This window comes from Myxococcus eversor, from assembly GCF_010894455.1.
GTDB classification, from domain to species: domain Bacteria; phylum Myxococcota; class Myxococcia; order Myxococcales; family Myxococcaceae; genus Myxococcus; species Myxococcus eversor.
Genome location: NZ_JAAIXY010000004.1, coordinates 267,007 through 293,584 on the forward strand (window position 1 = coordinate 267,007; position 26,578 = coordinate 293,584).

A 26,578-nucleotide genomic window follows, 5' to 3' on the forward strand; every position below is an offset into this window, starting at 1 on the left:
GCGTTGCCGCCGCTTGCTCACACGTCAACGAGAGACATCCATGTCCACGCTGTCTTCACCTGTCGCGAGTCTTCGTCCCCTGGCGTTGCTGGTGGCCCTGGGGCTGGTCGTCGGTGCGGCTCCCGCCGTGGCGGGCGGGCGGTACTACAATCACTCCGGCGGCATCGAGACGAGTCATCCCTCCTGGATGAGCTGGGTTCCCAGCTCGACGGGGCTGGGCGCCCTGTCGTTGCCTGGGACGCACGACACCATGGCGTATCAATCCTATGGGGGAGATCTGACACAGACGCAGTCGCTGGGCCTGCGCCAGCAACTGGACGCGGGCATCCGGGCGCTGGACATCCGCTGTCGGCACATCGGCGACCGTTTCACCATCCACCACGGGGTCGTCTATCTGCACGTCAACTTCGACGATGTCCTCCAGACAACCATCCAGTTCCTCAACGAGCACCCCTCCGAGACGGTGGTGATGCGGGTGAAGCGGGAGCACACGGAGGAGAGCAACACGCGCGGCTTCACGCAGACTTTTGAGTGGTATCGCGACCAGCCCGCCTACAGCCCCTATCTCTGGCGGGGTTCGCATGTGCCCACGCTGGGCGAGGTGCGCGGTCGGATTGTGATTGTCGACGACTTCGCCGGAGGGGCGTACGGCATCCCGTGGGGCGCGGTGAACCTCCAGGATGACTGGACGGTGTCCCAGCTCGGGGATATCGACGACAAGTGGAACAAGGTCCGGGCGCATCTGGACAGGACGCAGGGTGGCTCGCCGTCCTCGCTGTACATCAACTTCCTGAGTGGTTCATCCGCCATGGCGTATCCCTTACATGTGGCGGGCGGAATCAACATCCTGGGTATCAACTACCGGGGTGTGAATGATTACGCCATCGACCACCTGGTGGGAGGGTGGGCGCAGCGCGCGGGAATCATGATGATGGACTTCCCGGGGGCGGGATTGATTGATGCCATCCTGGCCCTCAACGTCCGGTTGCTGCCTTCCTCCCAGGGGTTGCCGGCGGACTTCGGCCCCATCTTCCGGAACACGGCATACACGATTGGCGGCGACGCGGAGGCTCGCTGGCATGGGATGCAGTCGTTCCTCCAGAACGCCGCGCCCGGACGTCTCTGGCATGTGATGGCGCTGAAGCGGGAGTGGGGCGGGTGGATGCACCACGAGGGCGCCTTCTTCCAGTCCGACCCCATGGATGACTACACGCACCTGGCTTTTCCGACGCGGACGGTGACGAGCGTGGTGGGGCCCGGGTATCTGGCCAGCTACGTGAATGGGCAGCTCGGCGGGTTGTCGGGAGGCTCGGGCGACAGGGCGTCCCAGCTCCATTCGCGGCTGAGCTCGCGCTTCCCGTTCCAGCTCTGGTCCGTGGTGGTGAAGCGCGATCCGGGGGGGCTCAGCAACTGGGCGTACTCGGACTACGGGCGGGGCTACAAGACGTCGTCGGGCGGCTACACGTACGCGGTCCAGGGCTACTCGGCCTTTGACGGCGTGTACCTGCACGAGCACATCAACCAGGAGGGGAACGTCGTCCGACTGACGTCGAACGTCGGCTGGCTGGGTGATATCGGCTTCGATGACTCGCTGAGTTCCGTCACCGTCCTGGGCCCGTATCAGGCGACGCTGTGTGAGCACCCGAACCAGACGGGTCGGTGTTTCACCACGTCCTCGAGCGTGCGCGAGGTCAACGCCGTGCCCGGTGGGCCGTGGAATGATCAAATCTCCTCGGTCTCCGTGAATCGGGTGGGACTGCACTGAGTCCCCGGGCGAGGTCCGCGGGGCTGTCCCGCGGGCCCGTCCTGTGTGCCTCGCGGGGCGAGGTGCTGTCACACGTTGGATGGCCGGGCGCCTCGTTGAACATGCTTTGCCGGGAAGTCGTCAGTGCCATGTCGGCTCCGCGAGACATTTGAAACAAGCGTGCCTTGGTTGGCCGGGGGGGGCGCCATGGCCAGCGATGCGGTGAGTTGGACGAGGGGTATCGGGAGCGACACAGGAGCAGCGCGGTGCTTGAGGAATCGGCGCGGCGCGGTGGAGCTCGAGCTGCGCAATCACCTGACGGACCTGCGGCTCACGGGGCTCGGCGTGGTTCGGGTGGATGGGAAGGAAGTTCCGCTGGAGCAGGTCGTGCTGCTGTCGGACGAGGGCCCTGTGTGGCGTGGCGAGCGCCTGTCGCGGGAGTGCCCGGTTTCCTTCGAGAAGCGCAGGACGCTGTACCTGCGCGCCGAGATTCCGCCGCTCGGTGAGGGGGAGCACCGGGTAGAGGTGGAGCTGGAGTGTGGACTTCACGGCCCCGTGAGTCTGCATGTGACGGAGGCCATCGAGGAGGGACACCCGGAGCCCGACAGTCGCATCCCGCGCAGTCAGGAGGATGACTACACGGAGGACATCGTCCATGCGCGGCGGGGCTACGCGGAGTCGTGGACGGGGGCTCGGCTGGAGCATGTGGCGGGCCACTCGTTCGACGCCGACCATGCGAGGAACTCGTGCGAGCACTTCACGGGCGTGGCCCAGGTTCCGCTGGGCATCGCCGGACCCCTCACCATCCAGGGAGAGCATGCTCACGGCGCGTACGTCATCCCCCTGGCCACGACAGAGGGGGCGATGGTGGCGAGCTACAACCGGGGCATCAAGCTCCTCAACGAGTCCGGTGGTGCCGTCTGCACGGTGCTGGACGACGCCATGCAACGCTCGCCGGTCTTCGTCTTCGCGGACGCGAAGGCCGGTCGTGAATTCACGACCTGGGTGAGGACGAATCAGGCGGCCATCGCCGAGCAGGCGGAGTCGACGAGCCACGTGGCGACGCTCGAGGACATCGAGGCCTATCAGGTGAGCCGGCTGGTCTTCTTGCGCTTCAGCTTCACGACGGGAGATGCGGCGGGACAGAACATGGTGGGCAAGGCCGTGTTCGCCGCGCTCCTGTGGATTCGGGAGCAGTACCCGGCCATCCATGCCAGCTTCCTGGATGGCAACATCTCCACGGACAAGAAGTCGTCCCAGCTCAACATCCTGCGGACCCGAGGCAAGCGCGTGGTGGCGGAGGCGGTCATTGGCAAGGAGCTGCTCCTGTCACGGATGCGCACGCACGTGCGCCAGTTGGTACAGGTGCAGCGAATCACCACGGAAGGGGCGAATCTGGCGGGTTCGCACAACAACGGCTCTCAGTCCGCCAATGCCCTCGCGGCGCTGTTCATCGCGACGGGACAGGATGTAGGGGCCCTGGCGGAGTCCGCCGCCGGACGCCTGTACATGGAGGAGACTTCGGATGGGGACCTCTATGCGTCCATCACCTTGCCCGCGCTCGTGCTGGCAACGCACGGTGGAGGCACGGGCCTGCCCACGCAGCGGGAGTGCCTGGAGCTGATGGACTGCTACGGACGCGGCAAGGTGCGCCGGCTGGCGGAGATTGTCGCGGGAGTCGTCCTCGCTGGGGAGCTGTCGCTCGCGTGTGCCCTGTCGTCCACGCTGGGCTCGGAGGAGTGGGTGTCCAGCCACGAGAACCTGGGCCGCAATCGCTAGGCGCTCCTGGGCCTTCGCTCGCGGTGGGCCGGGGATGCTCGGCCCTTCCCGCGTCCTGGAACCCATGGACACGGCTTTCCGACGGCAGCAGCATGAGGTCTGGAGGAGTCCTCGCGAATGTCGTCGTCGATGAAACAACGGGCGGTGCTGGTGGATGCGGCGACGGCGGGTGATATCGCCGCCATCGAGCGTGCCTTCGCGGCGGGGGCCGAGTCGGGGGAGCGCAACGAGCTGGGATTGACGGCGCTGCATGCGGCGGTCATCAACACGGCCCGGCTGGGCAGTGAGGCCCTCATCTCGGTCATCCGTCGGCTGATCGCCGGTGGGGTTTCGCTGGAGGCGACCGAGCGAGAGGGCCGTACCGCGCTCTACCTGGCCGCGGAGCTCGTGGATGACCTCGCCGTCGTCAAGGTCCTGGAGTCACTGGGGGCGAAGGTCGACGTCGTCAGCCAACACGGCATCCACGTCGTCGTGAATGCCCTCAGCCCCGAGGTCCAGGCGTATCTCTCCGAGCGGACCGGTGTGCCGATTCCGATGCCCGTTCCCAAGCGACCGTCGGTTCGCCTGAGCACCGCTGCGTGGAAGGCGGCCCGTGTGCGACTGGCCTCCGTCTTCGCGGGGTTGCGCGAGTCCGGTCTCATCGTGCGCGAGGATGCGGGCACCACGCAGGACGATGGGTTCCAGGACTGCGCCGAGGAATACACCGCAGCGGGGCGGAAGGCCGTCGGGTTCTGCTTCTACACGTCGCAGGACCTGCGCCGCGCCCGGAGCAGCGGTCTTCTCCCTCTGGGCTACTGGGGAGCTCCTGATGGCGCCCGGGTCGAGACCGAGCAGGTGGGGCACTCCATTGTCGATGCCCTGCGCGGTGCCGGATTCACCGTCGACTGGTCGGGCAGCTCCAGCGATCGGCCCGTCGTGGTGCTGAGCGAAGCCCCTCCCACCCGTTGAAGGAGCCGCCGCACGCGGAAGGAGAGGGCACGAACCTCGGAGGGTCCTGCCCCCACGGGCGAACCTCAGAAGCCCATCGCTTCGAGTGCCGCCACCATCTTCCCGACGTCGTACCCGTAGAAGCCCGCCGAGTTGAGGGTGTTGATCTCCCCGATGTAGGGCTTCTGCTCGTGGACGAAGACGTCCAGCGCATAGGCCCGGTCCGGTCCCCAGCGGTCCGCCATGCGCTGGGCGAAGGTCCACACGTCCGGCTCGACTTCCGGCGAGGAGAAGACCCGGTCCCCCAGCTTGTAGCGCGTGCCCGTGACGACGCGGCCGTCCACGACGACCATGCGGTACTCGCTCTGGATGTGCCGGAGTTCGCTGACGGCCACCCACGTGTCAGCGGTGACCTGGGTGTTCTCGGGCTCCGCCAGGGCGCTCTCGCGCCAGCGCTCGAAGTCCTCCCATGAGGTCACCATTCCGGAGAACGACTTGTCGTCCAGGCACGGCCGGATGAAGAACGGCTTCGCCTGCATGGGCACCTCGCCGAAGCGGCACACGTGCGCGTCGGTGTTCAACAGGTGCTCGCCCAGGTGCTCGCGCCACACGCGGAAGTCGAACCGCTCGTTGACGAACGCGCCCGGCGTCCAGCCTCGGGCCTTCGCGTAGCGCGCCAGGCTGAGCGAGCCCATGACGACGACGGGCCCCGTCACGTCGACGGTGGGCTCCACGCCCCCATCGAAGGGAATCACCTTCACCAGGGTGTGGGGAATGCCTCCGCGCTCCAGTGCCTGCATCAGGTCGTGGAAGCCGCGCTCGTTGAACAGGTTGTTCTGGACGACCCAGTGCATGTGACTCCCTCCCTGCGAAGCGGTGGGCCGGGGACGCTCGGCCCTGGGTGGGGCTGACGACAGGTTCCTCGGTGGAACAGGGAAGGGCCCGGAGCGCCTGGGTCTCCCCAGCACGTCCGGGCCCTCCGAGTGACCTGCATCATCCTTCGCTCAGGCGCGCAGGGCCACCACGGTGACGCCGTCACCACCCTCGTGAGCCTCGCCCGGCCGGTACATCCGGATGTAGGGCGAGTTCGACAGGTAGTCGCGCAGCGCCTGCTTCAGCGCGCCCGTGCCGTGGCCGTGGACGATGAGCGCGGCTTCCTCGCCGCTGCGCATGCCCCGGTCCAGGAAGGACTCCACCTCCGCGAGCGCGTCGTCCGCGCGCATGCCGCGCACGTCGCAGCGGAAGTTCGTCGCCTCCACCTGCGCCGGCGCCGCCGAGGCCGCCCGCTTCAGCGTCGCCTCCTGCTTCTGCCGGTCGGGGAACTTCGTCTGCTGCGGCTTGCGCGTGCGGGAGCCCGACAGCTCCGACGTGGGGACACGCATCTTCATCGCCCCACCGGCGGACACCACCGCATGGTCCTCGGCCAGCTCCAGGATTTCCACATCCCGGCTCAGCCCCGAATGGTGCACCCACGCGCCCACCTTGAGGTTCACGGGTGCGGGAGCCTCCGCCTGGAACAGCTCCGCCCTCGCCGCCAGGGCGCGCTTCTGGGCGTCCTCCGCCCGCTGCTGGAGCTGCATCCGTGCTTCCGCCAGCGTCTTCTCGTTCTGCTCGGAGCGCAGCTTCGCCAGCAGCTCTCGCACTTCCGCGGCCGCGTGCTCGCTGGCCGCGTGCACGTCCTCGTTGAACTGCATCATCTTCGCGCGGCGCTCCCGCTCGAAGGTCTGCTTCTGCTTCTCCAGCTCGGTGCGCAGCGCCTCGGCTTCCTTCGCCGCCACGCGCGCCCGCTCCAGCTCCTCGGACAGCTTGCGGCGCTCGTCCTCCGCCGCCGCCAGCGCCTGGGAGAGGGGGCCGCCCGCGTTCAGCGTCAGCTCCCGCGCGCGCTCACACACCCGCTCGGGCAGGCCCACCCGGACCGCCATGTCGATGGCGGAAGACTGGCCCGCCGCGCCCATCTGGAGCCGGTACGTCGGCGCCATCCGCTTCGAGTCGAAGCCCACCCTCGCGTTGAGGAAGCGCGGGTCCATGTGCGCCAGCGCCTTGAGTTCCTCCAGGTGCGTGGTGACGAGCGCCACGGCCCCCTTGGCGAGCAGCTCCTCGAGCACCGCGATGGCGATGGCCGCGCCCTCGCGCGGGTCCGTGTCCGCGGCGATTTCGTCGATCATCACCAGCGAGCCCTCGCTCGCCTCGGCGATGATGTCGCGCAGCATCACCACGTGCGCGCTGAACGTGGACAGGCCCTGCGTCAAATCCTGCGCGTCGCCCACGGTGGAGTGCACGGAGCGATACAGCGGCATCCGCGAGCCCTCCGCCACCGGAATGGGCAGGCCCGCGCGCAGCATCAACGCGCACAGCCCCACGCCCGTCAGCGTCACCGTCTTGCCGCCCGCGTTGGGACCGGACACGACGAGCGCCCTGGCGCCGCCATTGAGCGTCACGTCGTTGGCGACCACTTCCGTGCCCTTGAGCACCAGGCGCGGGTGGCGCAGCAGCCGCAACTGGAGGTCCGTCACTCCGACGAACTCGGGCGTCGTGGCATCCAGGTCCGCGGAGAGGATGGCCACCGCCTCCGCCTCGTCCAGCTCCGCCACTGCGTCCAGGCCTTCCAGGATGCGGTCCGACTCCCGGCCGAGCAACTGGCTCAGCTCCTGGAGCACCCGCCGCTCCTCTTCCGCCACCACCGACTGGGCGATGGCCAGGTCGTTGCCCAGACCCACCATCGCCTGCGGCTCCATGAAGAGCGTCTGGCCCGTCTGGCTGGCGTTGTGGACGATGCCGTCCACTTCCGAGCGGTAGTTCGACACCACCGGCACCACGTACCGGCCGTTGCGCAGGGTGTAGTAGTTCTCGCGCAGCTTGGAGAGGAACCCCTCGTCATGGAGCAGCTCGTCCAGCCGCGCCTTGATGCGGCGGTGGAGGCCCCGGGCCCTGTCTCGCGCCTCGCGCAGCTCCGGGCTGGCGCGGTCGGAAATCTCTCCGTCCGGTTCGAAGCACTGGTCGACGCGCCGGGCCAGGGACTCCAGCATGGGCAGCCGGCGGGCCAGGTCCATCAGCCGGGGGACCCGCTCCTTGCGTTCTTCCACCGCCTCACGGGTGCGGACGAAGGCGAACAGGAGCTGCGCCGAGTCGATGAGCTGACGGGGCTCCAGGATTCCGCCCTTGGCCGCATGGCCCACGGCGATTCGCAGGTCCACCACGCCGCCCAGCGGCAGGGAGAATTGTTCCTGGGACAACGAGCGCGCCTCGCCCACCAGGGCCAGGGCCTCCGAGACCTGTTCGGCCGAGTCGAGGAACGGCCGGGCGAGCACTCGCTCCCTGCCTGGCTCCGTCCGACACCGCTGCGTCAGCGCGCGAAGTACTTCCGCGAATCCGAGGTCTTCCAGCGTCTTTTGGGATATCTGCACGGTCATGGGTTTCATGCGCGGTCGTCCGGCCGTCAAGAGGATCTGTTGAGGAGCCCCGCTCGGCTCTGCTATCTGCCGCGCATGCACTGGGTCTTCCTGGTGGCTTTCCTGGCGGGCGCCTCCGACGCCGCGGAGCCATCCACCCTGACGGTGGCGCAGTCCCGACCCGTGTCCCCGGCTCCTCCACCCATGTCCCTGACGGATGCGCTCGCGCTGGAGGCGGGAGGGGATGACACCGCCGCGCTCCAGGCCGTGGAGGCGCTGGTCCGCTCCAAACCCGAGTGGGAGTTGCCCCGACTGGAGGCGGCCCGACTGCTGCTCAAGGTGGGCGGCTCGGTGGAGCAGGCCGAGGCCCACCTGGAGGTCGCCACGCGGGTGGCCCCCACCAACCCCCGGGCCTGGTACCTGCGAGGTCTGCTCTGGGAGGAGAAGGGCAACGCGTTCCAGGCCGCGCGGGCCTATGAGACGGCGGTGCAGCACCGGGCGTCGTACGAAGAGGCCCGCTTCCGGCTCGGGGGCCTGTGGGTCTCCCTGGGGGATTTGCTCAAGGCGGAGCTGCACTACCGCTACCTGGCCCGCTCCAAGCCGGAGTGGGTGCAGGTGCGCCTCCAGCTCGCGGACGTGCTGGAGAAGCAGGAGCGGTTGCTGGATGCGGAGACGGAGCTGCTGGCGGCGCGGAGCATCCAGCCGGACAGCCATCTGGTGCTCCGCAAGCTGGCCGACTTCTACGACAGGACCGAGCGGCCCCAGCTCGCGGCGAAGGTGCGCAAGTCCCTGGAGCCACAAGAGAAGCGGCGAATGCGAGCGCTCAAGCCGTCGCGTCGCTGACGGATGTCGTCGCGGTGCGTCGTGGCGATTGCGCCCCCGGGCGTGGCGCATAGACTGCGCGCGCCTTGAAGACCGCCAACCTCGCCATCGTCTTCACCGACATCAAGGGCTTCACCGAGCGGACCAGTCGGCAGACGCTGGATGAGAACCAGCGCCTGCTGCGGGTCCACGGCGCCCTGCTGTCGCCGCTCGTCAAGGCGTTCGACGGACGCATCATCAAGTCCATCGGTGATGCGCTGCTGTTGACGTTCGAGTCCCCCACGCAGGCGGTGCTCTGCGGCATCGCCATTCAAGACCGGCTGTGGCACCACAACCGCACCGTGGCGCAGTCGGAGCAGCTCCACGTCCGCTACGCCATCAACGTGGGCGAGGTGCGGCTGGACAACAACGACATCTTCGGCGAGCCGGTGAACATCGCCGCGCGCGTGGAGGGGCTCGCCGAGGCGGGCGAGGTGTACTTCACCGAGGCCGTCTACCTGGCGATGAACAAGGCGGAGATTCCCTCGCGGGAGGTGGGCGCCTTCGAGCTGAAGGGCATCCCCGGGAAGATTCGCGTCTTCCAGGTGCCTCGCGCGCCGTACCGCGTGGAGGCGCCTTCCGCGGGCGCCATCGCCGAGGCGCCAGGCACGGAGTCGATGCCGCCGTATGGCAACCTGGGCCTGTCGCGCGTGCCGGAGTCCGTGCTGCAGGACGGGCCGGTGGATGTGGCGCTGCTGGGACAGCGGGCCGCCGAGCTGGGACAGCGGGCCGCCGCGGGCGCGGTGGTGCTGGGGCGTCAGGCGTCGCGCGCGGGTCGCTCGCTCTTCGCGCGGATGCGGGATGGGATTCCGCCAGGTGGACCCATGGCCGTGGCGCGGAGGCTGGGTGCCTACCGCCGCCCGTTGTTGATGGTCGGAGTGCTGGCCCTCGTCCTGGGCGTGGGAGTGCTGGCTTTCGGTGGCTCCCCGGCGACGCGGGCCATCGACGCGGTGGAGGGCGCGCCCAAGAGCGAGCGCGAGCCGCTGGCCAAGGAAGCGCGGAAGCTCATCGGCGACGAGAAGGACACGGGGCGGCGTCACTTCCTCCAGGGGCGGCTGGACGAGGCGCTGGAGGACCCGCGGCGCGCCCTCGGAGACTACGCTCGCGCGGTGAAGGCGGGCAGCTCCGACGCGGAGAAGCGCATTACCCAGTTGCTGTCGCATCCCAGGTGCGATGTGCGCACTTCGGCGGCGGAGACGGTCCGCTCCCTGAAACTGACGAGCGCGCTGGGGGCGTTGGAGGACCTGTCGGAGGACGGTGGGGAGGATGACGGCTCCGGCGGCATCTTCGGCATGGGGCGGTGCGACTCGAAGCAGTCCGCCCTGAACGCGCTCAAGAGCTTCAAGGATTGACGACGGGGCCGTGAGGCCGGTCGCGAGGAAGGAATCGCCGTGACGAAGGTGAAGACGGGACTGGACGTGTGGGTGGAGCAGGGCTTCTCGGCGCTGAAGGGCAAGCGCGTGGGCGCCATCGTCAACCCCACCAGCGTGGACTCGAAATTCCGCCACCTGGCGGACCTGCTGTCCCAGGCGCCGGGCGTGACGCTGGGCGCGCTGTTCGGCCCGGAGCACGGCGTGCGCGGCGAGGCGCAGTACATGGTGGCCGTGGGCGAGGCGAAGGACCGCCGCACCGGCGTGCCCGTGCACAGCCTCTACGGCTCCACCTTCGAATCGCTGTCCCCGCGCGTCGAGTGGCTCAAGGGCCTGGACGCGCTCGTCTTCGATATCCAGGACGTGGGCAGCCGCTACTACACCTACGTCTACACCATGGCGCTGGCCATGAAGGTGGCCGCCAAGGCGGGCGTGCCCTTCTACGTGTTGGACCGGCCCAATCCGCTCAACGGCCAGGCGATGGAGGGCAACCTGGTGGGGGAGGGGTTCCGCTCCTTCGTGGGTCTGTACGCGCTGCCCAACCGCCACGGCATGACGGCGGGGGAGCTGGCCCGGTTGTTCAACGCGCAGGAGGGCTTCGGCTGCGCGCTGACGGTGGTGCCCTGCGAGGGCTGGCGCCGCGAGCACTTCTGGTCCGAGACGGACCTGCCCTTCATCTCTCCGTCGCCCAACATGCCCACGCCGGACACGGCGCTGGTGTATCCGGGCATGTGCCTGGGGGAGGGGACCAACGTCTCCGAGGGGCGTGGGACGTGCCGCCCCTTCGAGCAGTTCGGCGCGCCGTGGGTGGACACGGACGCGCTGCTGGCGCGGCTGGCGAAGGAGGACCTGCCGGGCGTGGCGTTCCGCGCCGTGGGCTTCACCCCGACGTTCGACAAGTACCGGGGCGAGTCCTGCAACGGGGCCTTCATCCACGTCACGGACCGGCGAGCGTTCCTGCCGCTGCGTACCGGGGTGGCCATCTTCCAGGCCCTGCACGACATCGGCCCGGGGAAGTTCGACTGGCGGGCGGACGCGTACGAGTTCGTCGAGGACGTCCCGGCGTTCGATTTGCTGTGTGGGACGGACCAGGTGCGCCGGGGAATCGAGGCGGGCTGGAGCCTGGACCGGCTGATGGAGGGGTTCTCCGCCCAGGCGGAGCGCTTCGCCGGACACAGGGCGCCCTACCTGCTGTACGCTTGAGCGTGGGACTTTCCACGTGATTGGTGTCTTCTCCGACAGCCACGGCGACCTGCAAGCCTTCGACGCGGCCTATGAGCTGCTGCGCTCCCTGGGCGCGCGCCGCTTCCTCTTCACCGGCGCGCGCTACACGGACCTGGACGAGTGGTTGCTCTGGCGGCGGCAGAAGAGCCGGGGCGGCCGGGAGTACTCGGACTCAGACTTCCTGGCGGACGTGAGCCAGTGGCTCGGCAGCCAGGACGCGCTGCCTCGCACTCCCTCGCGGGGCGCGGTGCCAGCGGACGTGGCCTCAGAGGAGGACCGACGGCTGGTGATGGAGCGCTTCGTGCGGGTGCCGGAGCGCGAGTCGCTCCAGTATCGAGACCCGACCATCAACAACAAGGCGATGGACCTGCTGGGCGACACGCTGTGCTGCGTGGTGCACGACAAGAACGACCTGACGCGGGATGATCTGCTCAACGCGCTCGTGTTCGTCCACGGCAAGGACTCGGAGCCCAAGGTCGTCCAGATTGGTCCGCGCTACTTCCTGACGCCGGGACGATTGGTGGGCGCCGCCGAGCAGACGTGCGCGCTGCTGGAGAAGGTGGACCGGGACTTGCGCTTCTCCGCGTACCGGCTCGACGGGCACGTGGTGCTGGAGCCGCGGGTGCTGGTGCTGGACAAGAAATCCCCGAAGCTGACCTTGAAGTGACGTGAGGCCCTGACGTGCAGGTCGCGCTCCTTGGAGGCTCGTTCAATCCGCCGCACGTGGGGCATCTGATGGCGGCCTCGTACGTTCACGCGACGCAGGGCGTGGACGAGGTGTGGCTGATGCCGTCCGCGCAGCACCCGTTCGGCAAGCAGATGGAGGCGTTCGAGCACCGCGTCTCCATGTGCGACGCGATGTGCCGCGAGACGTCGGGCTGGTTGAAGACGACGCGCGTCGAGAGCGAGGCCGGCCTGACGGGGCGCACGGTGGATACGCTCGCGTTGCTGGTGGAGCGGCACCCGAGCGTGCGCTGGTCGCTCATCATCGGCAGCGACATCCTGCGAGATTTACCCCACTGGAAGGACTTCCACCGCATCCAGGAGATGTCGCGAGTCATCGTGCTGTACCGCGCGGGCTACCCGGCGCCGGACACGGTGGGCCCGCCCCTGGCCGAGGTGTCCTCCACCGTGATTCGCGAGCTCTTGGCGCGGGGCGCGGAGCCGTCGGAGCTGGTGCCTTCCGGCGTGTTGGCGCATGCCCGCGCCGCCGGCCTGTATGGCCTGGGGCGCGGGAAGTAGGGCGAGGCCTAGAGGCCGACTCCGAACAGGTGCAGGTCGCCCAGGCCATCGTCGTAGCGACGGGCGAATTGGTAGAAGAGGGAGAAGGGCACGGCCTGCCCCACGGAGAACTGGAGTGACATGGCCACGCCGAACGCGCCGTGGTTGTCCCGGTTGTCGGTGCGCGCCAGCGTCGCGAAGAGGTCCAGCTCGGCGTTGCGGATGAAGAGCGAGGGCAACAGCCACAGCGTGGACGCCCAGCCGTGGTCGATGACGAGCCGGTACTTGTACGTCGCGCCGCCAATCAGCACGTTCTTCGCGCGAATCGTGATGTCTTCATAGCCGCGCACGTACTCGCTGAAGGCGATGCCCGGCTGGAGCTGAAGCGGGAGACGGGCCGTCTCCGTCGAGCGTCGGCTGGTGTACCAGACCTGCCCCGCGCTGAACCCGCCCACCTCGAGCAGGCCCTCGGGTGCACCCGGCAGATAGCGCCCCACCGCCGTGAGCTGGATGTTGTCCGTTCCGCTCCAGGGTCCGCCGAAGAAGCCATCCAGGCCCAAGCGGACGTCACCCATCGTCGAGTCGAGAGCGAACGCTCCGGGATACACGGCGCCACTCACCGAGATGCCCAGGCCGCGCTGGAGGCCACCGTAGGACGTGGCGTCCCCCGCGAAGTAGGACGCGGAGACCTCCGGGCCAATCAACCGCGTGACGATGCGGGGGAACCTGCCGAAGGCGTCGAATTCACGCCGCAGCGCCAAGAGGCCAATGGTCACCGGCGTCGTCCAGAACGTGCGGGACGCGTAGGCCAGCGCCTGAAGGTCCGTGCGGTCGTTGTCCCGTACACGCGAGACGGATGCCTGCAGGTACCAGGGCGCCAACTGCGCGTTGCCGTACGCGAGCGACACGTTGGGCTCTTGGTCCTGCGTGCTGTAGGTGAAGTTCAGCGCGTAGGCGTGGAAGCCGAGCCGGTCCTGGCCCGCGAGTGACAGCCCACCGCTGAACAACAAGTCGTCCGAGTTCTCGTTCTCCGTACTGTCCGTCGCGACCCACAGATATGGGAGTCGGAACTCGGGGATGAGGAAGCCCTCCAGTGTCGAGTAGGGCTCGTCGGTGAGCACCGTCACCGGCTTGCCCGGGTCGGGAGGCGGCGCGACGACAGGCGCTTCGAGATCTCCCTCGGCGGTTCCTATCGGCTCCACCGGAACAGCGGTCGCGAGCGGCGGAGTCACTGGAGCGGGCGCAACGGGCGCGTCCGTGGAGTCCGGCGGGAAGGCGGTGAAGCCTCCTGGCGCTGGTTCTGGCGTGCCGGGCCCCTGAGCTGTTGCCCCGGAGTCCGGTGCGCCCGTGGCCTGTCCCGCCGTGGCGCTGGTGCCCGGGCGAGCGTCGGGCGAGGTGCCCGCATCCTGTCCACCCGAAGAGTTCGTGTCCGGGCGCGCCACGAGTGTGTCGGGCGATGCTCCCGCATCCGGGTTGCTCGACGAGGGCGTGATGGGGAAGGCCGACAGCGCCTCGGGCGACATGCCCGTGTTCGGCGCTCCAGGCGGCGGTGTGCCAGGGAAGTCCGAAAGCTCCTCGGGCGCGGGCGGAGGCGTCGTCGGGTCCGTCGGCGTCACGACAGCGGGCGCGGCGGTGAGTGGCGGCGGGCTCACCGGCGCCGTGTCTGTCTGCGAGGGCAGGGGGGCTTCGATACCTGGGGCCGCGGGAGTCGTCTCCGTGCTGCCTGGAGGCATCGCGTTGCTCACCACCTGCTCCGTCATCGCCACCACGGGCGAGCGGTCGATGGTGAAGGACGTCCCGGCGCGATTCAGGAAGACCACTTCGCCCGTGCCCACGGGGCTCACGTCCATCACCAGATGCGGCGCATCGGTGATTCGCGCCAGCTCCCTCGTGGAGACCGTCATCACGTGCGCCTGGAGTCGTCCGGTGTCCTCGCGCAGGAACACGATGCGGTCCGCGTCCAGCCAGCGTGGCGAGTAGTTGAACAGCCCGTCTCGCGTCAGCCAGCGCAGGCTTCCATCCTCCTCGCGCACCACCAGGTCCCAACCCTGGCTCCCCGCCAGAGGGAACACCATCCGCTTCCCATCCGGCGACACCGCCGGAGGACCGATGGGCGCGCTCGCATCGAATTGAGTGAGCGCCTCCTGCTTGCCCGTCTCCAGCTCCAGCCGCCTCAGGTTCGCCGTGTCCCCCTCGACGCGGACATAGACGTACGCCGCGCCATCCGGGGTGATGCTCCCGCCCATTCCCTTCACGTCATCCCAGACGTGCACCACCTCGCCCGTGCGAGCGTCCACGCGCCACAGCTTCGCGTCATACGCCCCCACCGCGTTCAGGTCCGCCATCACCAGGTAGAGCCACGCACCGTCCGAGCTGAAGGACATGCCGCTGACCAGCGTCGACGAGCCCAGCACCCAGCGGCGGAAGGGCAGCAGCTCCACCAAGGGTCGCTCGAACCGCACGCGCCCGTCCGGCTCGCGCACCGTCAGCCGCGAGTATTGCTCCCGCCCCACGCTCACCAGCGCCGTCACACCGCTCGACGGATGCGAGGCGAGCCGCGAGAAGTATCCCGCTTCGGGAAGCCAGACGCGCTGCGACTCCGGCCGCTCGCGCACGATGAGCTGCTCGTGCAGGTCCTTGCTGAACTCGGCGAAGAGCGAGCCGATGTCTTTTCCATAGACGCTCTTGAAGCGCAGCGTCACCGCGATGGGCGGGATGATGGTGGAGCCCTGCTTGTCCACCAACTGCCACAGCTTCGCCTCGCCATACTTCGTGGCCAGGTACTCCACGAAGTGCATGCCCGTGAGGTAGTTGCCTCCAAACGGATCCAACGCCCGGTTCTCCGGCGACAGGTAACCCGGATCCAACTTCCCGTTCTTCGCCTGCACCACCGAATCGAACCAGCCCCGCCACACCGGACTGTGGGGACGCCCGGTGTCCTTGCCGAAGCGGCCCTCGTAGTACGTGGCCAGTCCTTCCAGGAACCAGGACTCGGTGAAGGTGTTGGGCTGGAACAGGCCCCCCGTGAAGGTGTTGAGGAAGCCCCAGAGGCCATTGGTCTGCTGGAGCTGGACGTAGTGCACGGCCTCGTGGCAGGCCACGTCGCCGACGTCGACCTCGCCCAACCCGAAGAAGTGGAACAGCTCCAGCGTCATGTGCGCCGGCACCACCATCTGCTGCGGGATGCTGACGTAGTCCGGTACGACGTACGCGTTGTTGAAGTCCGCGCTCGTCATGTAGACGAGGAGCCTGTCGCGAGGCTCCTTGCGCCACGTCTGGGCGCGCAGCCGCTCCACGCAGCCCTCCAGCCGCGCCGCCATCCGCAGCGCGGGGCCTCGGAGCTGCTCCGGGTAGTAGAGCTCCAGGGACTCCGTCGTCAGCTTGCGCATCGGGTCGCGCGCGAACGACGTCTGGATGTCTTGGGGAAAACGAGGTGTGACGAAAGCACACCCCCAGCTTGTCAGCAGGAAACAGACGGCCACGGCATGCCAGCGCAAGCGCCAGCGGGAAGCAGGCATGCGGGCCATCCTACTGGCCACAAATCGTAGCCACGAACGCGTTTTTCACGGTAAGGGGAGGCCCTCCGCTTCCCTTTCGATTTCGGATTCCTTCATGTCCCAACCGGAACCCCAGGCGCATCCTGTCCCCCAGCACGTCCACCAGGCGCAGCTTCAGGTCGCCGAGGCCCTCGAGAAGGCCGAGGGCAAGCCGCTCGACCTGGTCAAGGCCCCCTGGGCGGACGTGGAGAAGGCCGTCGCGAAGGTGCTCGGTGGCCCCTTCCAGGTGAACAAGCCCGAGCACCAGACCATCGCCCTGGGTCTGGCCGGCGCGTTCGCCATGCGCCTCATCCTGGAGCACAACGCGTTCTGGTTCCCCAACCGCGACTCCCCAGAGGGCGCCACCCTGGGCTTCCCGGAGGCCATCATCATGCTGTCGCCGTTCGGCGCGGCGATGGACGCACTGGGTCAAAACAAGCTGGCCCGGCTGGATGACCTGGCGTCGGACATCCGCCGCTCGCTGGGGCAGGCCCGCTTCGGCACCAACCCGGCCCAGGCTTTGGGCGGTCAGGCGCCGAAGCTGACGCCGGTGGACTACCAGCGCCTGTTCGACCCGGGCTTCCTCCAGTTCGTCGTCGTGGACCCGAAGAAGGCGACCACCACGCTGGAGACGAAGCCGGACGTGCTGGCCCGCGACGTGCGCAACGCGCTGGGTCGCGCGCAGGACCTCCCGGCCGAGGCGCGGCAGCAGTTCGAGGGGCAGATCGTCCAGTCCCTCCAGCGCCTGGACCCGAGCAAGACGCTCATCGAGCAGGCCGAGCGCGCCCCGCGACTGGCCGAGCTGATGGTCCACCTGTTCGCCACGGTGAACGGCACGGGCTCCGCGCCCGAGGACTTCTGGCACGACATCGTGTTGCCGCTGCTCTTCATCGGCGCGCCGACCTCCTTCCCGCCGCTGGATGAGGAAGAGGTCGAGCTGTACCGCCAGGGCGCGGACGCGCTGCCCCTCTTCGTGGACGTGGTGCCGCACGCGCACCCGGCTCCGGACGAGGGCCTGCTGGGCGCGTTCGAGATGAGCGACATCGGCCTGCTGCACCCGGGCTTCGCTCGGGTGGGCGCGCTGCGGCTCATCCGCATCGACCCCACGCGCATCAAGCCGCTGCTGGCCAGCTTCGACGCGGCCAAGCTCGGGGGCACCATCAAGGCGTTCGGCGAGGCGGTGGCGAAGGCCGCCGAGAAGCCGGTCAACGAGACGGCCCAGGGTAAGGAGATGCTCCAGGCCTCGCTCACGCTGCTGTCGGACCTGCAGCGCGGCGTGGCGTCGGGGCAGGGCGAGCTGTGCCTGCGTCGACTCACGGAGGCGGAGGCCGCTTCGGAGCGCGCGCTCGGCTCGGTGCGCAAGGGCCTTCAGGGCTCGTTGATCATCACCTGAGTCGCTGCTCCAGCGCGGCGCGCGACTCGGGGCGCAGACGCTCCGAGGCCAGCTTCAACGCGCGCCGCGACAGCAGTCGGTAGATGGGGGCGACGTCGTCGGGGAGGGCCGCGAGGTGCGCGGCCACCACGCCCGCGTCGCCTCGGACGATGGGTCCGGTGAGGCCTCCCGCGAGGCCCCGGGCTTCCATGCCACGCAGGGCGGAGCGCATCAGCGGCAGCAGGGCTCGCAGGGCGTCCTTCGGGTCGATGCCCGCGGCACCGAGCGCGGCGACGGCGGCATCCGCGAGCGCCACCATGAGACCCGCGCTCATCACCGCACCCGCGTGATAGGCGGCGCGGTGGCCCTCGGGCACTTCCAGCGTGTCCAGTCCCACGTCGACGGCCATGTGACGGAGCACGTCTCGCAGCGCGCGCGAGCGGGTGCTGATGGCGGCGGTGTGACCCGCGAGCGAGTCCCGGGCGGAGGACACCGCGCAGAGCGGATGGAAGGAGCCGAGCGCGCGACCTCGCGGCGGTCCCAGTGCGTCCAGGGACAGCGCGCCCGCGGTGTGAACGAAGGCGACGGAGCGGGGCAGGGTGGTGGCGAGCTCCTCCGCGACGCGAGGGACCTCGGCGTCGGGGACGCAGAGGAGCACGAGGCGCGCGCGCCGCAGGTCCTCGGGGGTCGCGGTCTTCAGGCCGAGGGCTTCGGCGCGAAGGCGTCCCTCTTCTGCGCGTGAATGCATGCGGACGGGCCAGCCGGTTGCGCTGAGCGCGAGGCCCAGTGCGCCACCGAGTCGTCCCGCTCCGATGATGACCACCGGTGGGCGGGCTGTGTGCGGCGTGGTTCTTCCGGCTCGCGACGGGCGGAGCGCCGAGCCTCTTCGGGGAGCTTCCGGTGCGGCTCCGCGTGCCGCCGCGTCACCGAGTTGCCGCGAGGTGTCGAGGCTGCTTTCCGGAGAGTGCTTCTGTGCTGCTTTGCCAGCACGCTTCCGTGAGGCACCCGTGCCCGCATTGGGAGCGGGCTTCCCCGCACCCTTGCCACTCCGCGTCCGTGGGACGCGGGGACTCATCGCACCCGCTGGAACGCGAGCTGACCGGCGAGCAGCGCGACTCGCACCTTGTCGCCCGCGCCGAACTCACCAGAGAGGATGCGCTCCGCGAGCGGCCCTTCCACCAGCCGCTGCACCATCTGCCGCATCGGCCGCGCGCCGAGCTGCGGGTCGAACCCGCCCGACTTCAGCAGGTGGCCCACCACGTCCTGGCCCGCGGAGTACTCGATGCCGCGCTCGGTGGAGAGCCGCTTGCTGCTCTCCTCCAGCAACAGCGTGGCGATGCGCGCGACCTCCTCCTCCTCCAGGGGCCGGAAAGGGAGCCGCTCGTCGATGCGATTCCACAGCTCCGGGGGCAGGGCCTTGCGCGCCGCCGACGCCGCCAGCTCCAGCGCGTTCGTCGTCGCCGAGCCCTCCGAGCCGAAGCCCAGCGGACGACCCGTGCGGGAGAACGCCTCCGCGCCCAGGTTGGTCGTCATCACGATGACGGTGTTGGAGAAGTCGATGTGCCGACCCTTGCCGTCCGTCAGCCGCCCCTCCTCCAGCACCTGGAGCAGCAGCATCTGCACCTCGCGGTGCGCCTTCTCGATTTCGTCCAGCACCACGACGGACGAGGGCCGCCGCCGCACCGGCTCGGTGAGCTGCCCACCCTCGCCGAAGCCCACGTAGCCCGCCGGAGAGCCGATGAGGCGCGACACCCCATGCGCCTCCGCCATCTCGCTCATGTCCAGCCGCACCAGTGCATCGCGGTTGCCGAACAGCACCTCCGCGAGTCCGCGCGCCATCTCCGTCTTGCCCACGCCCGTGGGGCCCAGGAAGAGGAAGCTGCCCATGGGCCGGCGCGACGCGAAGCCCGCGTAGTTGCGACGGATGACCCGCGCGATTCGCGCAATCGCCTCTTCGTGTCCGATGACCCGCTCGCTCAGGTCCTGCTCCAGCCGCAGCAGGCGCGACGAGTCGTTCATCAACAGCCGCTCCTCCGGCACGCCCGCGAGCTTCGCCACCACCCGCGCCACGTCGGAGACCTCCACCACGTCGCGTCCCTCGCGGTGGCACCGGCTGCCCGCCAGGTCCACCACCGAGATGGCCTTGTCCGGCATGAACCGGTCCGTCACATAGCGGCTGGCCAGCGACGCCGCGGCCTCCAGCGCCTCCGGGCGATAGCGCAGCGCGTGGTGCTCCTCGTACCGGCCGATGATGCCGCGGAGGATCTCCACCGTGTCAGGAACCGACGGCTCGTGCACCACGACGGGCGTGAAGCGCCGCTCCAGCGCCGGGTCCGCGCTGATGAACTTGCGGTACTCGTCGTGCGTCGTCGCGCCGATGCAGGGGAACTCACCGCGCGCCATCGCCGTCTTCAGCTCGTTCGCCGCGTCCTGCGGCCCGTCGCCCGTGGAGCCCGCGCCCACCAGGGTGTGAATCTCGTCGATGAAGACCATGATGCGGCCTTCCGCGCGGCGGACCTCTTCCTTCAAGGTGTTGAGCTTCTCGGAGAAGGAGCCGCGCAACTGGGTGCCCGCGACCAGCGAGGCCATGTCCAGCTCCACCACCACCTTCTCCGCCAGGCTCCCACGCAGGCTCAACAGCCGCTGCGCCACGCCTTCGACGACGGCCGTCTTCCCCACGCCCGCCTCACCCAGGAGGCACGGGTTGTTGGTGCGGCGCTTGCCGAGGACGTCGATGACCTCTTCGATTTCCCGCGCGCGGCCCACCACCGGATCCAACCGACCCTCGCGGGCCAGCTGACTCAGGTTGCGGCCCAGCGACGTCAACATCGGAAACGCCTTCGGGTCCAACGCCAGCGACGCGCCTCGGGCCACCGGCGCGGGTGCGGGCGTCGGAGCGGGGCGCGCTACGGGCGCGGGCGGAGGGGGCGTCGGAGCGGGAGGCGGCACCGCGCGGGCCACCGGAGCGGGCGCGGGCGGCGGCGGAGCGGCCTTGGGCGGGGGCGCTTGCTGGACCTCGTCGTCATCCACGTCGATGAGGTCCCTCGGTGAGAGGGCGGGGGTGGTGACGCGCGGCGGCGGAGGAAGCGGGGGCGGCGTCGGGAGGGGGCGCGGCAGGCTCACCGCCACGGCCGACGCGGGCAGGGGAGACGGAGGCGCCCCCAGGGGGCGGGCGGGGACGGCGGGGCGCGCGCCGAGCACATGCGTGCGGCCAGGCTGGAGCTTGCGCGGCATCCGCCCGCTCACGAAGTAGGAGACCGCCGTGGTCCGCAGGGTCGCCAGGTCCAAGCCCGTCTGCGTCAGCAGCTCCTGCGCGACGCAGCGCACCCGGGTCACCGCGATGAGCAGGTGGAGGCAATCCGCCTCCTGGGAGCCACAGCTCGTGGCGATTTCCCGGGCCTTCTCCCTCAGCTCGCGAACGTGGCCGTCCGCTTCCGCCGGCGCGGCGGTGAGCAGGTGGAGGAGGGCATCCTCGTCCACGCCCCGCTCCTTCAGCAGGAGCTGCGCCCGGTTCTCCACCGTGAAGAGCGCCAACAGCACGTGGGCCGAAGTAATCTTCTGGGCCACGCTCCGGGCGATGTCGTTCGCTTCTTGGAGGACCTGGGCGAGATCCGTGCTTTCGACCATTCGAGCTCCGGCAAGCGTGCAGCCGAGCGGAATACACCCTCTCGATCCCGACGGCAAAATTTCCGCAACAGGTTGCTACAGGTCTGCGGAATCCTTGAGGTAGAAAGCCGCGCCACCTTCCATGAGGATGGAATTAGGTTGGTCGGCTGCCCGTTCACCGCCGCAAAATTTCGACTGGCCGAGCAATTGCCTTAGGGGGGCGCCGTACATCCCTCCGAGACCACTCACTCTATGACCTCTCTCGTCCAACCCGTGCGCGTCTTCATCGACCCTGTCGAGGGAACGCCCGCCGCCGTCGAAGCCCGCCGATGGGTCTGGCCCCTGCTCATCCTCGCCCTCTGTGTGTCCGCCTCCGGGACGCTGTTTTCCCTTCGATGGGACGCGACCCCGGATGTCATCCGTGAGCTGCAGGCGTCCGGGGAGATGGCGACCATCTCCGAGGCCGACCTGAGCGACAAGATCCAGACGACGACCCGCAAGGCGCTCGTCGGTGGCATCGCCAAGGGCGTCTTCGTGATGCCCATGGTCGCGCTGCTCCTGGCCGCCATCCTCTGGGTGGTGTCCTGGCTCTTCGACCGGCCCGCCCACTTCGAGCAGCTCATGTCCGTGGCGGCGCTGGCGCTCCTGCCCATCGCGCTGTACCACGCCGTCCTCGCCCTCTGCATCGCCGCGCAGCACACCATCTCCGTCGCTCGCGTCGCGCAGCTGGTGCCGGCGCATCTGGGCGTGCTCCTCGGGGGCCTCAGCCCGAAGATGGCGCGGGTGGCGTCCACCGTGGACTTCTTCAACCTCTGGAGCACGGGCCTGTTGGGCCTGGGCTTCGCCGCCGCCACGGGCATGTCGCGCAGCCGCGCGCTGCTCCTGGCCCTGGCGCTCTATGTGATGTTCGCGGGAGTGATGATGGTCGGTCTTCCGGGTGCGGGAGGTGCGCAATGAACGCCCTCATCGTCGCCGCGCTGCTCACCGCCGCTCCTTCACCCGCGCCCACGCGCCTCACGCTGGAAGAGGTCCGCACCCAGGGCCGGCAGAGCACCACCGCGCTCCAGGCGGCGCTCGACCTGGCGGTCGCCCAGGAGGACGTGCACGTCGCGCGCGCTCCGCTCCTGCCCCAGCTCTCCGTCAACGCGTCCGTCGGCAAGAACTGGTTCGGTCGCCGCAAGTCCTTCAACCTGGTGCCGGACGTCAACAACCCGGGCGAGTTCGTGCAGATCCCCGTCGAGTCGAAGCCCACCAGCACGGGCGACTACGACCTGGGCTTCATCCTCAATCAGGTCATCTACGACCGGGCGCGCTGGAAGCAGCTGGAGCAGAGCGGCGTCTTGCGCGACGCGCAGAAGAACCAGGCGCAGGAGGAGACGGACACCTCCGAGCTGGAGGCCATCCGCCGCTTCTTCACGCTCTTCCGCACCCAGGCCACCCGCCAGGTGCTGGAGGCCACCGTCAAGCGCAGCGAGGAGCAGCTGGATCGCGCGCGCTCCCTGTTCCAGGCCGGTCGCGTGGGCAAGGTCGAGGAGATCTCCGCGCTGGTGAACCTGGGCAATGACCGCATCAACTTCGTCCAGTCCTACACGCAGCTGGTGACGGACCAGACGCAGCTCGCGGTGTGGCTCACCCGTCCGGGTACCGAGCCCGTGGAGGCGGTGGACCCGGGCGTGCTCACCGAGGAGCCCGCGCCCGCGCCCACCATCGACCAGGCCATCGACTCCGCCCGCGAGAGGCGCCCGCTGCTCAAGGCGCTCCAGCTTCAGGTGCGCTCGGCGGAACTGCAGCGCGCCATCGCCCGCGCGGACTACCTGCCGGTGCTGTCGGCCCGCGGCCTCTACACCCGCCAGGGTCCGGACGCCGAGCAGGTCTTCACCGAGCCGCGCCTGCAGAACAACTTCCTGGGTAGCATCAACCTCGATTGGAACGTCTTCAACGGCTTCATCACGCCCGCCCAGACGCGGCGCGCGGAGGCCACCATCCGCAAGGCCCAGCTCACGCTGGCGCAGTCGGCGCGGGAGATTGAAGGCGAGGTGCGCGCCGCGCACCAGTCGCTGGAGGCGCAGATCGTCGCCGCCCGGCTGTCCGCCGAGAACAAGGAGGCCGCCATCCAGGGCCTCAGGCTGGCGGAGGAGCGCTTCAAGGCGGGTGCGGGCTCCACGCTGGAAGTCCGAGATGCCCAGCTCAGCCTCACGCAGGCGGAACTCAGCTTGTTGGAAAACAGGATTGATGTCGAAATCGCCCGCTTCAGTTTGTTGCGGGCCATGGGCGCCCTGAGCCCGGGAGAGACGAAATGAAGTGGTGGAAGGGTGCGATTGCCGGTGCGCTGTTCCTCGGTGCCGCGGCCATCACGGCTGGGGGACTGAAGGAGCGTCCGCCACCGTCCCAGGAAGTGCAGATCGCCAAGGCCCGCAAGGGCACCATCACCCGCACCATCACTGGCGCGGGGAAGGTGCAGGCGGCGACCACGGTGAAGATCTCCTCCAGCCTCTCCGGAGACCTGGTGGAGCTGCTGGTCAAGGATGGCGAGCCGGTGAAGAAGGGCCAGGTGCTCGGGCGCATCGACAAGCGCATCTACGAGGCCGCGATGAAGCAGGCCATGGCGTCGCAGAACGCCGCGCGCGCCGATGCCCAGGTGGCGGAGGTGGAGGTCGGCCGCACCGTGGCGGAGCTGGGGCGGGTGGAGGGCCTGGTGACCAAGGGCCTGGCGTCCGGCGCGGAGCTGGACCTCGCCAAGGCGAGCAAGAACACGGCGGACGCGCGGCTGGCGTCGTCCCGCCAGCAACTGGCGCGCAACGTCGCCATCGTCGAGCAGGCGCAGGCGGACCTGTCGAGGACGACGCTGTCGTCGCCCATCGACGGCAACGTCATCGAGCTGTCGCGTGAGGTGGGTGAGCGCGTGCGTGGCTCGGAGCTGGCCGAGGACGTGGTGATGACCATCGCCGCGCTGAGCGCCATGGAGGTGAAGTTCGAGGTGGGCGAGCACGAGGTGGTGCACCTGAAGCCGGGCCAGCCCGCGGACGTGACGCTGGACGCGCTGGAGGGGCAGACGTTCCAGGGCTCGGTGGTGGAGATCGCCCAGAAGGCGCTCATCAAGAACCCGGGCACGGAGGCGGAGGTGACGAGCTTCCCCGTCACGGTGGCGCTGGACATGCGTCCGCCGGGCGTGCTGCCGGGCATGAGCGCGGAGGCTCGCATCTCCGCGGAGACGCGCGAGGACGTCATCCTGGTCCCCATCCAGGCGGTGACGGTGCGCGCGGAGCGCTCGCTGCCGGACTACAAGGAGTCGGTGGAGGGCGGCGGGCTGAAGGCCAAGCGCACCGAGACGCTGGCCAAGGTGGTGTTCGTGGTGGACGCGGCGAACAAGGCGCAGGTGCGGCGGGTGCAGACGGGCATCGCCTCCGACACGGAGCTGGAGATCGTCTCCGGGCTGAGCGACGGGGACCGCGTGGTGGAGGGTCCCTACCGCACGCTGTCGAAGGAGCTGAACCACGGAGACAATGTCCAGGGGCCCGACCAGGGCGAGGCTCCTGGCGCGAAGGGCGGTCAGAAGTCGTGAGTGACGGCAGCGGCGCCGGCAACGGCCGGCTCATCCAGGTGGACGACATCACCCGCGTCTTCCATGTCGGTGGCGAGGAGGTGCGCGCACTGCGCGGCGTCACCTTCGGCATCAGCAGGGGCGAGTGGGTGGCCATCATCGGGCAGTCCGGCTCTGGCAAGAGCACGATGATGAACGTGCTGGGCTGCCTGGATACGCCCACCAGCGGCCGCTACATGCTCAACGGCAAGGACGTGTCGCGCATGAGCGACGACGAGCTGGCCGTCATCCGCAACGTGGAGATCGGCTTCATCTTCCAGACGTTCCAGCTGCTGCCGAAGGAGACGGCGCTGGCGAACGTGGAGCTGCCCCTGGTGTACCGGGGCATGGCGGCGAAGGAGCGGCGGGAGCGGGCGAAGGCGGCGCTGGACAAGGTGCAGCTCACGCACCGCATGCACCACCGCCCCAATGAGCTGTCGGGCGGTCAGCGTCAGCGCGTGGCGATTGCCCGCGCGCTGGTGTCGGAGCCCTCCATGCTCCTGGCGGACGAGCCCACGGGCAACCTGGACTCCGCCACGGGCGAGGAGATCGTCCGGTTGTTCGAGCAGCTCCACAAGGCGGGCCACACGCTGGTGCTCGTCACGCACGAGCCCAAGCTGGCGGCGCGCTGCCCCCGGGCCATCCGCCTGAGCGACGGCTCGATTGTCGCCGACGGCTCCGGACGTGAAGTGGCCATGGCCGTCGCCGGCCCGATGGTGGCAGGCGTATGAAGAGCGTGACGAGCCTGCGGGTGGATGTCCTGGAGGGGGCGCGCATCGCCCTGTTCTCCCTGCGCGCCAACCGTCTTCGCACGGTGCTGACGACGCTGGGCATTGGCATCGGCGTGGCCACGCTGCTGGCCATCGTCGGCATCATCCAAGGGCTCAACACGTCCTTCCACAAGCAGCTGGCGAGCTTCGGCGCCAACACGCTCTACGTCTCCAAGTTCCCGTGGATGATCAAGGGCGACTGGTGGAAGTACCGCAACCGGAAGAACTTCACCCTGGAGCAACTGCCCCGGCTGCGCGCCATGGCGCCGTTCATCACCGCGCTGTCCCCGTCCGTCTCCCGGCTGTCGGATGTGTCGTACGGGGGCGAGCAGATGTCGTCGGTGCGCATCCAGGGCGTCAACCACGAGTACCTGAGCATCGCGGGCTTCGACATCACCGGAGGCCGCTTCATCACGGAGGCGGATGAAGAGGTGACGCGTCCGGTGGCGGTGATCGGCGCGGACGTGGCGGAGCGGATGTTCCCCGGCATCAGCCCGGTGGGACGGACCATCCGCGTGGACAACCGCTCCTTCCAGGTGGTGGGCACGCTCAGTCGGAAGGGGAAGGTGGTCAACGAGAGCATGGACCTGCTCGTGCTCATCCCCTTCAAGACGTTCTACAGCAACTTCGGCAAGGGGCGTCCGTTCGAGATCGCCATGGCGGTGGCGGACGCGTCCCAGGTGCGCATGGCGGAGGACCAGCTCATCGGAATCCTGCGCCGCCTGCGCGCGACGGAGCCGGGCCAGCCCGACGACTTCAACATCAACAAGCCGGAGGCCATGGCGCAGACCTACGCGCAGCTCACCGGCGCGCTGTACGGCGTGGCGGTGGGCGTGGGGCTCATCACCCTGCTCGTGGGCGGCATCGGCATCATGAACATCATGCTGGTGTCCGTGCGGGAGCGGACGCGGGAGATTGGCGTCCGGCGCGCGCTGGGGGCTCGCAAGCGCACCATCGTCGTCCAGTTCCTCATGGAGGCGGCCAGCGTCTCCGCCGTGGGAGGCCTGCTGGGAACGACGGTGGGGTTGGGGACGGCCAAGGTGGTGTCGTTGATAACGCCGCTGGCGGCGGACGTGCAGACGACCACCGTGCTGGGTGGGGTGTTCTTCGCGGCGCTGGTGGGCCTGCTGTTCGGCATCTGGCCGGCGGCGCGCGCGGCGAACCTGGACCCCGTGGAAGCCCTCCGGTACGAGTGAGTC

18 protein-coding genes and 1 pseudogene are annotated in these 26,578 nt (G+C 69.1%); 14 read left to right on the top strand and 5 right to left on the bottom strand.

The annotated features are described in order from the left end of the window. Positions 1-40: 40 nt before the first annotated feature. The 3 genes from G4D83_RS10545 (at position 41) to G4D83_RS10555 (ending at position 4,471) form a co-directional block, all read left to right on the top strand. The gene (locus G4D83_RS10545; RefSeq protein WP_163864567.1) at positions 41-1,765 is read left to right on the top strand and encodes a phosphatidylinositol-specific phospholipase C; all 1,725 of its coding nucleotides are present in this window, start codon (positions 41-43) and stop codon (positions 1,763-1,765) included. Between the two features lie 249 nt (positions 1,766-2,014). Next, positions 2,015-3,523, top strand: coding sequence for a hydroxymethylglutaryl-CoA reductase (locus G4D83_RS10550; protein WP_240356256.1), 1,509 nt, complete (start codon positions 2,015-2,017; stop codon positions 3,521-3,523). A gap of 117 nt (positions 3,524-3,640) precedes the next feature. Next, a complete protein-coding gene (locus G4D83_RS10555; protein ID WP_163864569.1) occupies positions 3,641-4,471 on the top strand; it encodes an ankyrin repeat domain-containing protein in 831 nt (276 codons plus the stop codon). 65 nt (positions 4,472-4,536) lie between these two features. Here the strand turns inward: G4D83_RS10555 and G4D83_RS10560 are convergent, their stop codons facing one another. Together G4D83_RS10560 and G4D83_RS10565 are read right to left on the bottom strand one after the other, a co-directional pair. Continuing rightward, positions 4,537-5,304 (bottom strand): ATP-grasp domain-containing protein, encoded by a 768-nt coding sequence (locus G4D83_RS10560; RefSeq protein WP_163864570.1) that lies wholly within the window; start codon positions 5,302-5,304, stop codon positions 4,537-4,539. 150 nt (positions 5,305-5,454) lie between these two features. Next, the gene (locus G4D83_RS10565) at positions 5,455-7,860 is read right to left on the bottom strand and encodes an endonuclease MutS2 (protein WP_163864749.1); all 2,406 of its coding nucleotides are present in this window, start codon (positions 7,858-7,860) and stop codon (positions 5,455-5,457) included. A gap of 75 nt (positions 7,861-7,935) precedes the next feature. Here G4D83_RS10565 and G4D83_RS10570 point away from each other — a divergent pair, with 75 nt between their 5' ends. From G4D83_RS10570 to nadD, 5 genes are all read left to right on the top strand, one after another. After that, positions 7,936-8,682 carry a tetratricopeptide repeat protein gene (locus G4D83_RS10570; RefSeq protein WP_163864750.1) on the top strand — a complete coding sequence of 249 codons (747 nt, stop codon included), beginning with the start codon at positions 7,936-7,938 and terminating at the stop codon, positions 8,680-8,682. A gap of 65 nt (positions 8,683-8,747) precedes the next feature. After that, a complete protein-coding gene (locus tag G4D83_RS10575; RefSeq protein ID WP_163864571.1) occupies positions 8,748-10,052 on the top strand; it encodes an adenylate/guanylate cyclase domain-containing protein in 1,305 nt (434 codons plus the stop codon). 39 nt (positions 10,053-10,091) lie between these two features. Further along, on the top strand, positions 10,092-11,273 hold the full coding sequence (locus G4D83_RS10580; protein WP_163864572.1) for an exo-beta-N-acetylmuramidase NamZ family protein: 1,182 nt from the start codon (positions 10,092-10,094) through the stop codon (positions 11,271-11,273). 16 nt (positions 11,274-11,289) lie between these two features. Continuing rightward, a complete protein-coding gene (locus G4D83_RS10585; RefSeq protein WP_163864573.1) occupies positions 11,290-11,961 on the top strand; it encodes a hypothetical protein in 672 nt (223 codons plus the stop codon). A gap of 14 nt (positions 11,962-11,975) precedes the next feature. Continuing rightward, positions 11,976-12,536 (top strand): nicotinate (nicotinamide) nucleotide adenylyltransferase, encoded by a 561-nt coding sequence (gene nadD, locus G4D83_RS10590; RefSeq protein WP_163864574.1) that lies wholly within the window; start codon positions 11,976-11,978, stop codon positions 12,534-12,536. Between the two features lie 8 nt (positions 12,537-12,544). Here the strand turns inward: nadD and G4D83_RS10595 are convergent, their stop codons facing one another. Further along, positions 12,545-16,042 carry a hypothetical protein gene (locus G4D83_RS10595; RefSeq protein ID WP_420826628.1) on the bottom strand — a complete coding sequence of 1,166 codons (3,498 nt, stop codon included), beginning with the start codon at positions 16,040-16,042 and terminating at the stop codon, positions 12,545-12,547. 85 nt (positions 16,043-16,127) lie between these two features. On the opposite strand from G4D83_RS10595, the gene G4D83_RS10600 reads away from it, so the two are divergent. Beyond that, positions 16,128-17,444 (top strand): hypothetical protein, encoded by a 1,317-nt coding sequence (locus G4D83_RS10600; protein ID WP_163864576.1) that lies wholly within the window; start codon positions 16,128-16,130, stop codon positions 17,442-17,444. Here the strand turns inward: G4D83_RS10600 and G4D83_RS10605 are convergent. Both G4D83_RS10605 and G4D83_RS10610 read right to left on the bottom strand, forming a co-directional pair. Further along, positions 17,437-18,255: pseudogene (locus G4D83_RS10605) on the bottom strand (DUF2520 domain-containing protein); the annotation flags it as partial. The gene G4D83_RS10600 and the pseudogene G4D83_RS10605 overlap by 8 nt on opposite strands. A gap of 239 nt (positions 18,256-18,494) precedes the next feature. Then, positions 18,495-21,050, bottom strand: a complete 2,556-nt coding sequence (locus G4D83_RS10610) for an AAA family ATPase (protein ID WP_163864578.1) — start codon at positions 21,048-21,050, stop codon at positions 18,495-18,497. Between the two features lie 231 nt (positions 21,051-21,281). Here G4D83_RS10610 and G4D83_RS10615 point away from each other — a divergent pair, with 231 nt between their 5' ends. The 5 genes from G4D83_RS10615 to G4D83_RS10635 are packed head-to-tail and all read left to right on the top strand — an operon-like array spanning position 21,282 to position 26,575. Continuing rightward, entirely contained in the window at positions 21,282-21,986 is a 705-nt protein-coding gene (locus G4D83_RS10615) for a YIP1 family protein (protein WP_163864579.1), read from the top strand. Continuing rightward, a complete protein-coding gene (locus G4D83_RS10620) occupies positions 21,983-23,329 on the top strand; it encodes a TolC family protein (protein WP_163864580.1) in 1,347 nt (448 codons plus the stop codon). Before G4D83_RS10615 ends, G4D83_RS10620 begins: the two co-directional genes overlap by 4 nt. Further along, entirely contained in the window at positions 23,326-24,591 is a 1,266-nt protein-coding gene (locus tag G4D83_RS10625) for an efflux RND transporter periplasmic adaptor subunit (protein ID WP_163864581.1), read from the top strand. Before G4D83_RS10620 ends, G4D83_RS10625 begins: the two co-directional genes overlap by 4 nt. Continuing rightward, a complete protein-coding gene (locus G4D83_RS10630; protein ID WP_163864582.1) occupies positions 24,588-25,340 on the top strand; it encodes an ABC transporter ATP-binding protein in 753 nt (250 codons plus the stop codon). The genes G4D83_RS10625 and G4D83_RS10630 overlap by 4 nt, the downstream gene beginning before the upstream one ends. Further along, on the top strand, positions 25,337-26,575 hold the full coding sequence (locus G4D83_RS10635; protein WP_163864583.1) for an ABC transporter permease: 1,239 nt from the start codon (positions 25,337-25,339) through the stop codon (positions 26,573-26,575). The genes G4D83_RS10630 and G4D83_RS10635 overlap by 4 nt, the downstream gene beginning before the upstream one ends. Positions 26,576-26,578: the final 3 nt, after the last annotated feature.

Coding starts and splice junctions, on each gene's coding strand:
- G4D83_RS10635 (WP_163864583.1), top strand. CDS start 25,337: ATGAAGAGCGTGACGAGCCTGCGGGTGGATGTCCTGGAGGGGGCGCGC.
- G4D83_RS10545 (WP_163864567.1), top strand. CDS start 41: ATGTCCACGCTGTCTTCACCTGTCGCGAGTCTTCGTCCCCTGGCGTTG.
- G4D83_RS10560 (WP_163864570.1), bottom strand. CDS start 5,304: ATGCACTGGGTCGTCCAGAACAACCTGTTCAACGAGCGCGGCTTCCAC.
- G4D83_RS10615 (WP_163864579.1), top strand. CDS start 21,282: ATGACCTCTCTCGTCCAACCCGTGCGCGTCTTCATCGACCCTGTCGAG.
- G4D83_RS10600 (WP_163864576.1), top strand. CDS start 16,128: ATGTCCCAACCGGAACCCCAGGCGCATCCTGTCCCCCAGCACGTCCAC.
- G4D83_RS10595 (WP_420826628.1), bottom strand. CDS start 16,042: ATGGCCCGCATGCCTGCTTCCCGCTGGCGCTTGCGCTGGCATGCCGTG.
- G4D83_RS10555 (WP_163864569.1), top strand. CDS start 3,641: ATGTCGTCGTCGATGAAACAACGGGCGGTGCTGGTGGATGCGGCGACG.
- G4D83_RS10625 (WP_163864581.1), top strand. CDS start 23,326: ATGAAGTGGTGGAAGGGTGCGATTGCCGGTGCGCTGTTCCTCGGTGCC.
- G4D83_RS10620 (WP_163864580.1), top strand. CDS start 21,983: ATGAACGCCCTCATCGTCGCCGCGCTGCTCACCGCCGCTCCTTCACCC.
- G4D83_RS10565 (WP_163864749.1), bottom strand. CDS start 7,860: ATGACCGTGCAGATATCCCAAAAGACGCTGGAAGACCTCGGATTCGCG.
- G4D83_RS10570 (WP_163864750.1), top strand. CDS start 7,936: ATGCACTGGGTCTTCCTGGTGGCTTTCCTGGCGGGCGCCTCCGACGCC.
- G4D83_RS10610 (WP_163864578.1), bottom strand. CDS start 21,050: ATGGTCGAAAGCACGGATCTCGCCCAGGTCCTCCAAGAAGCGAACGAC.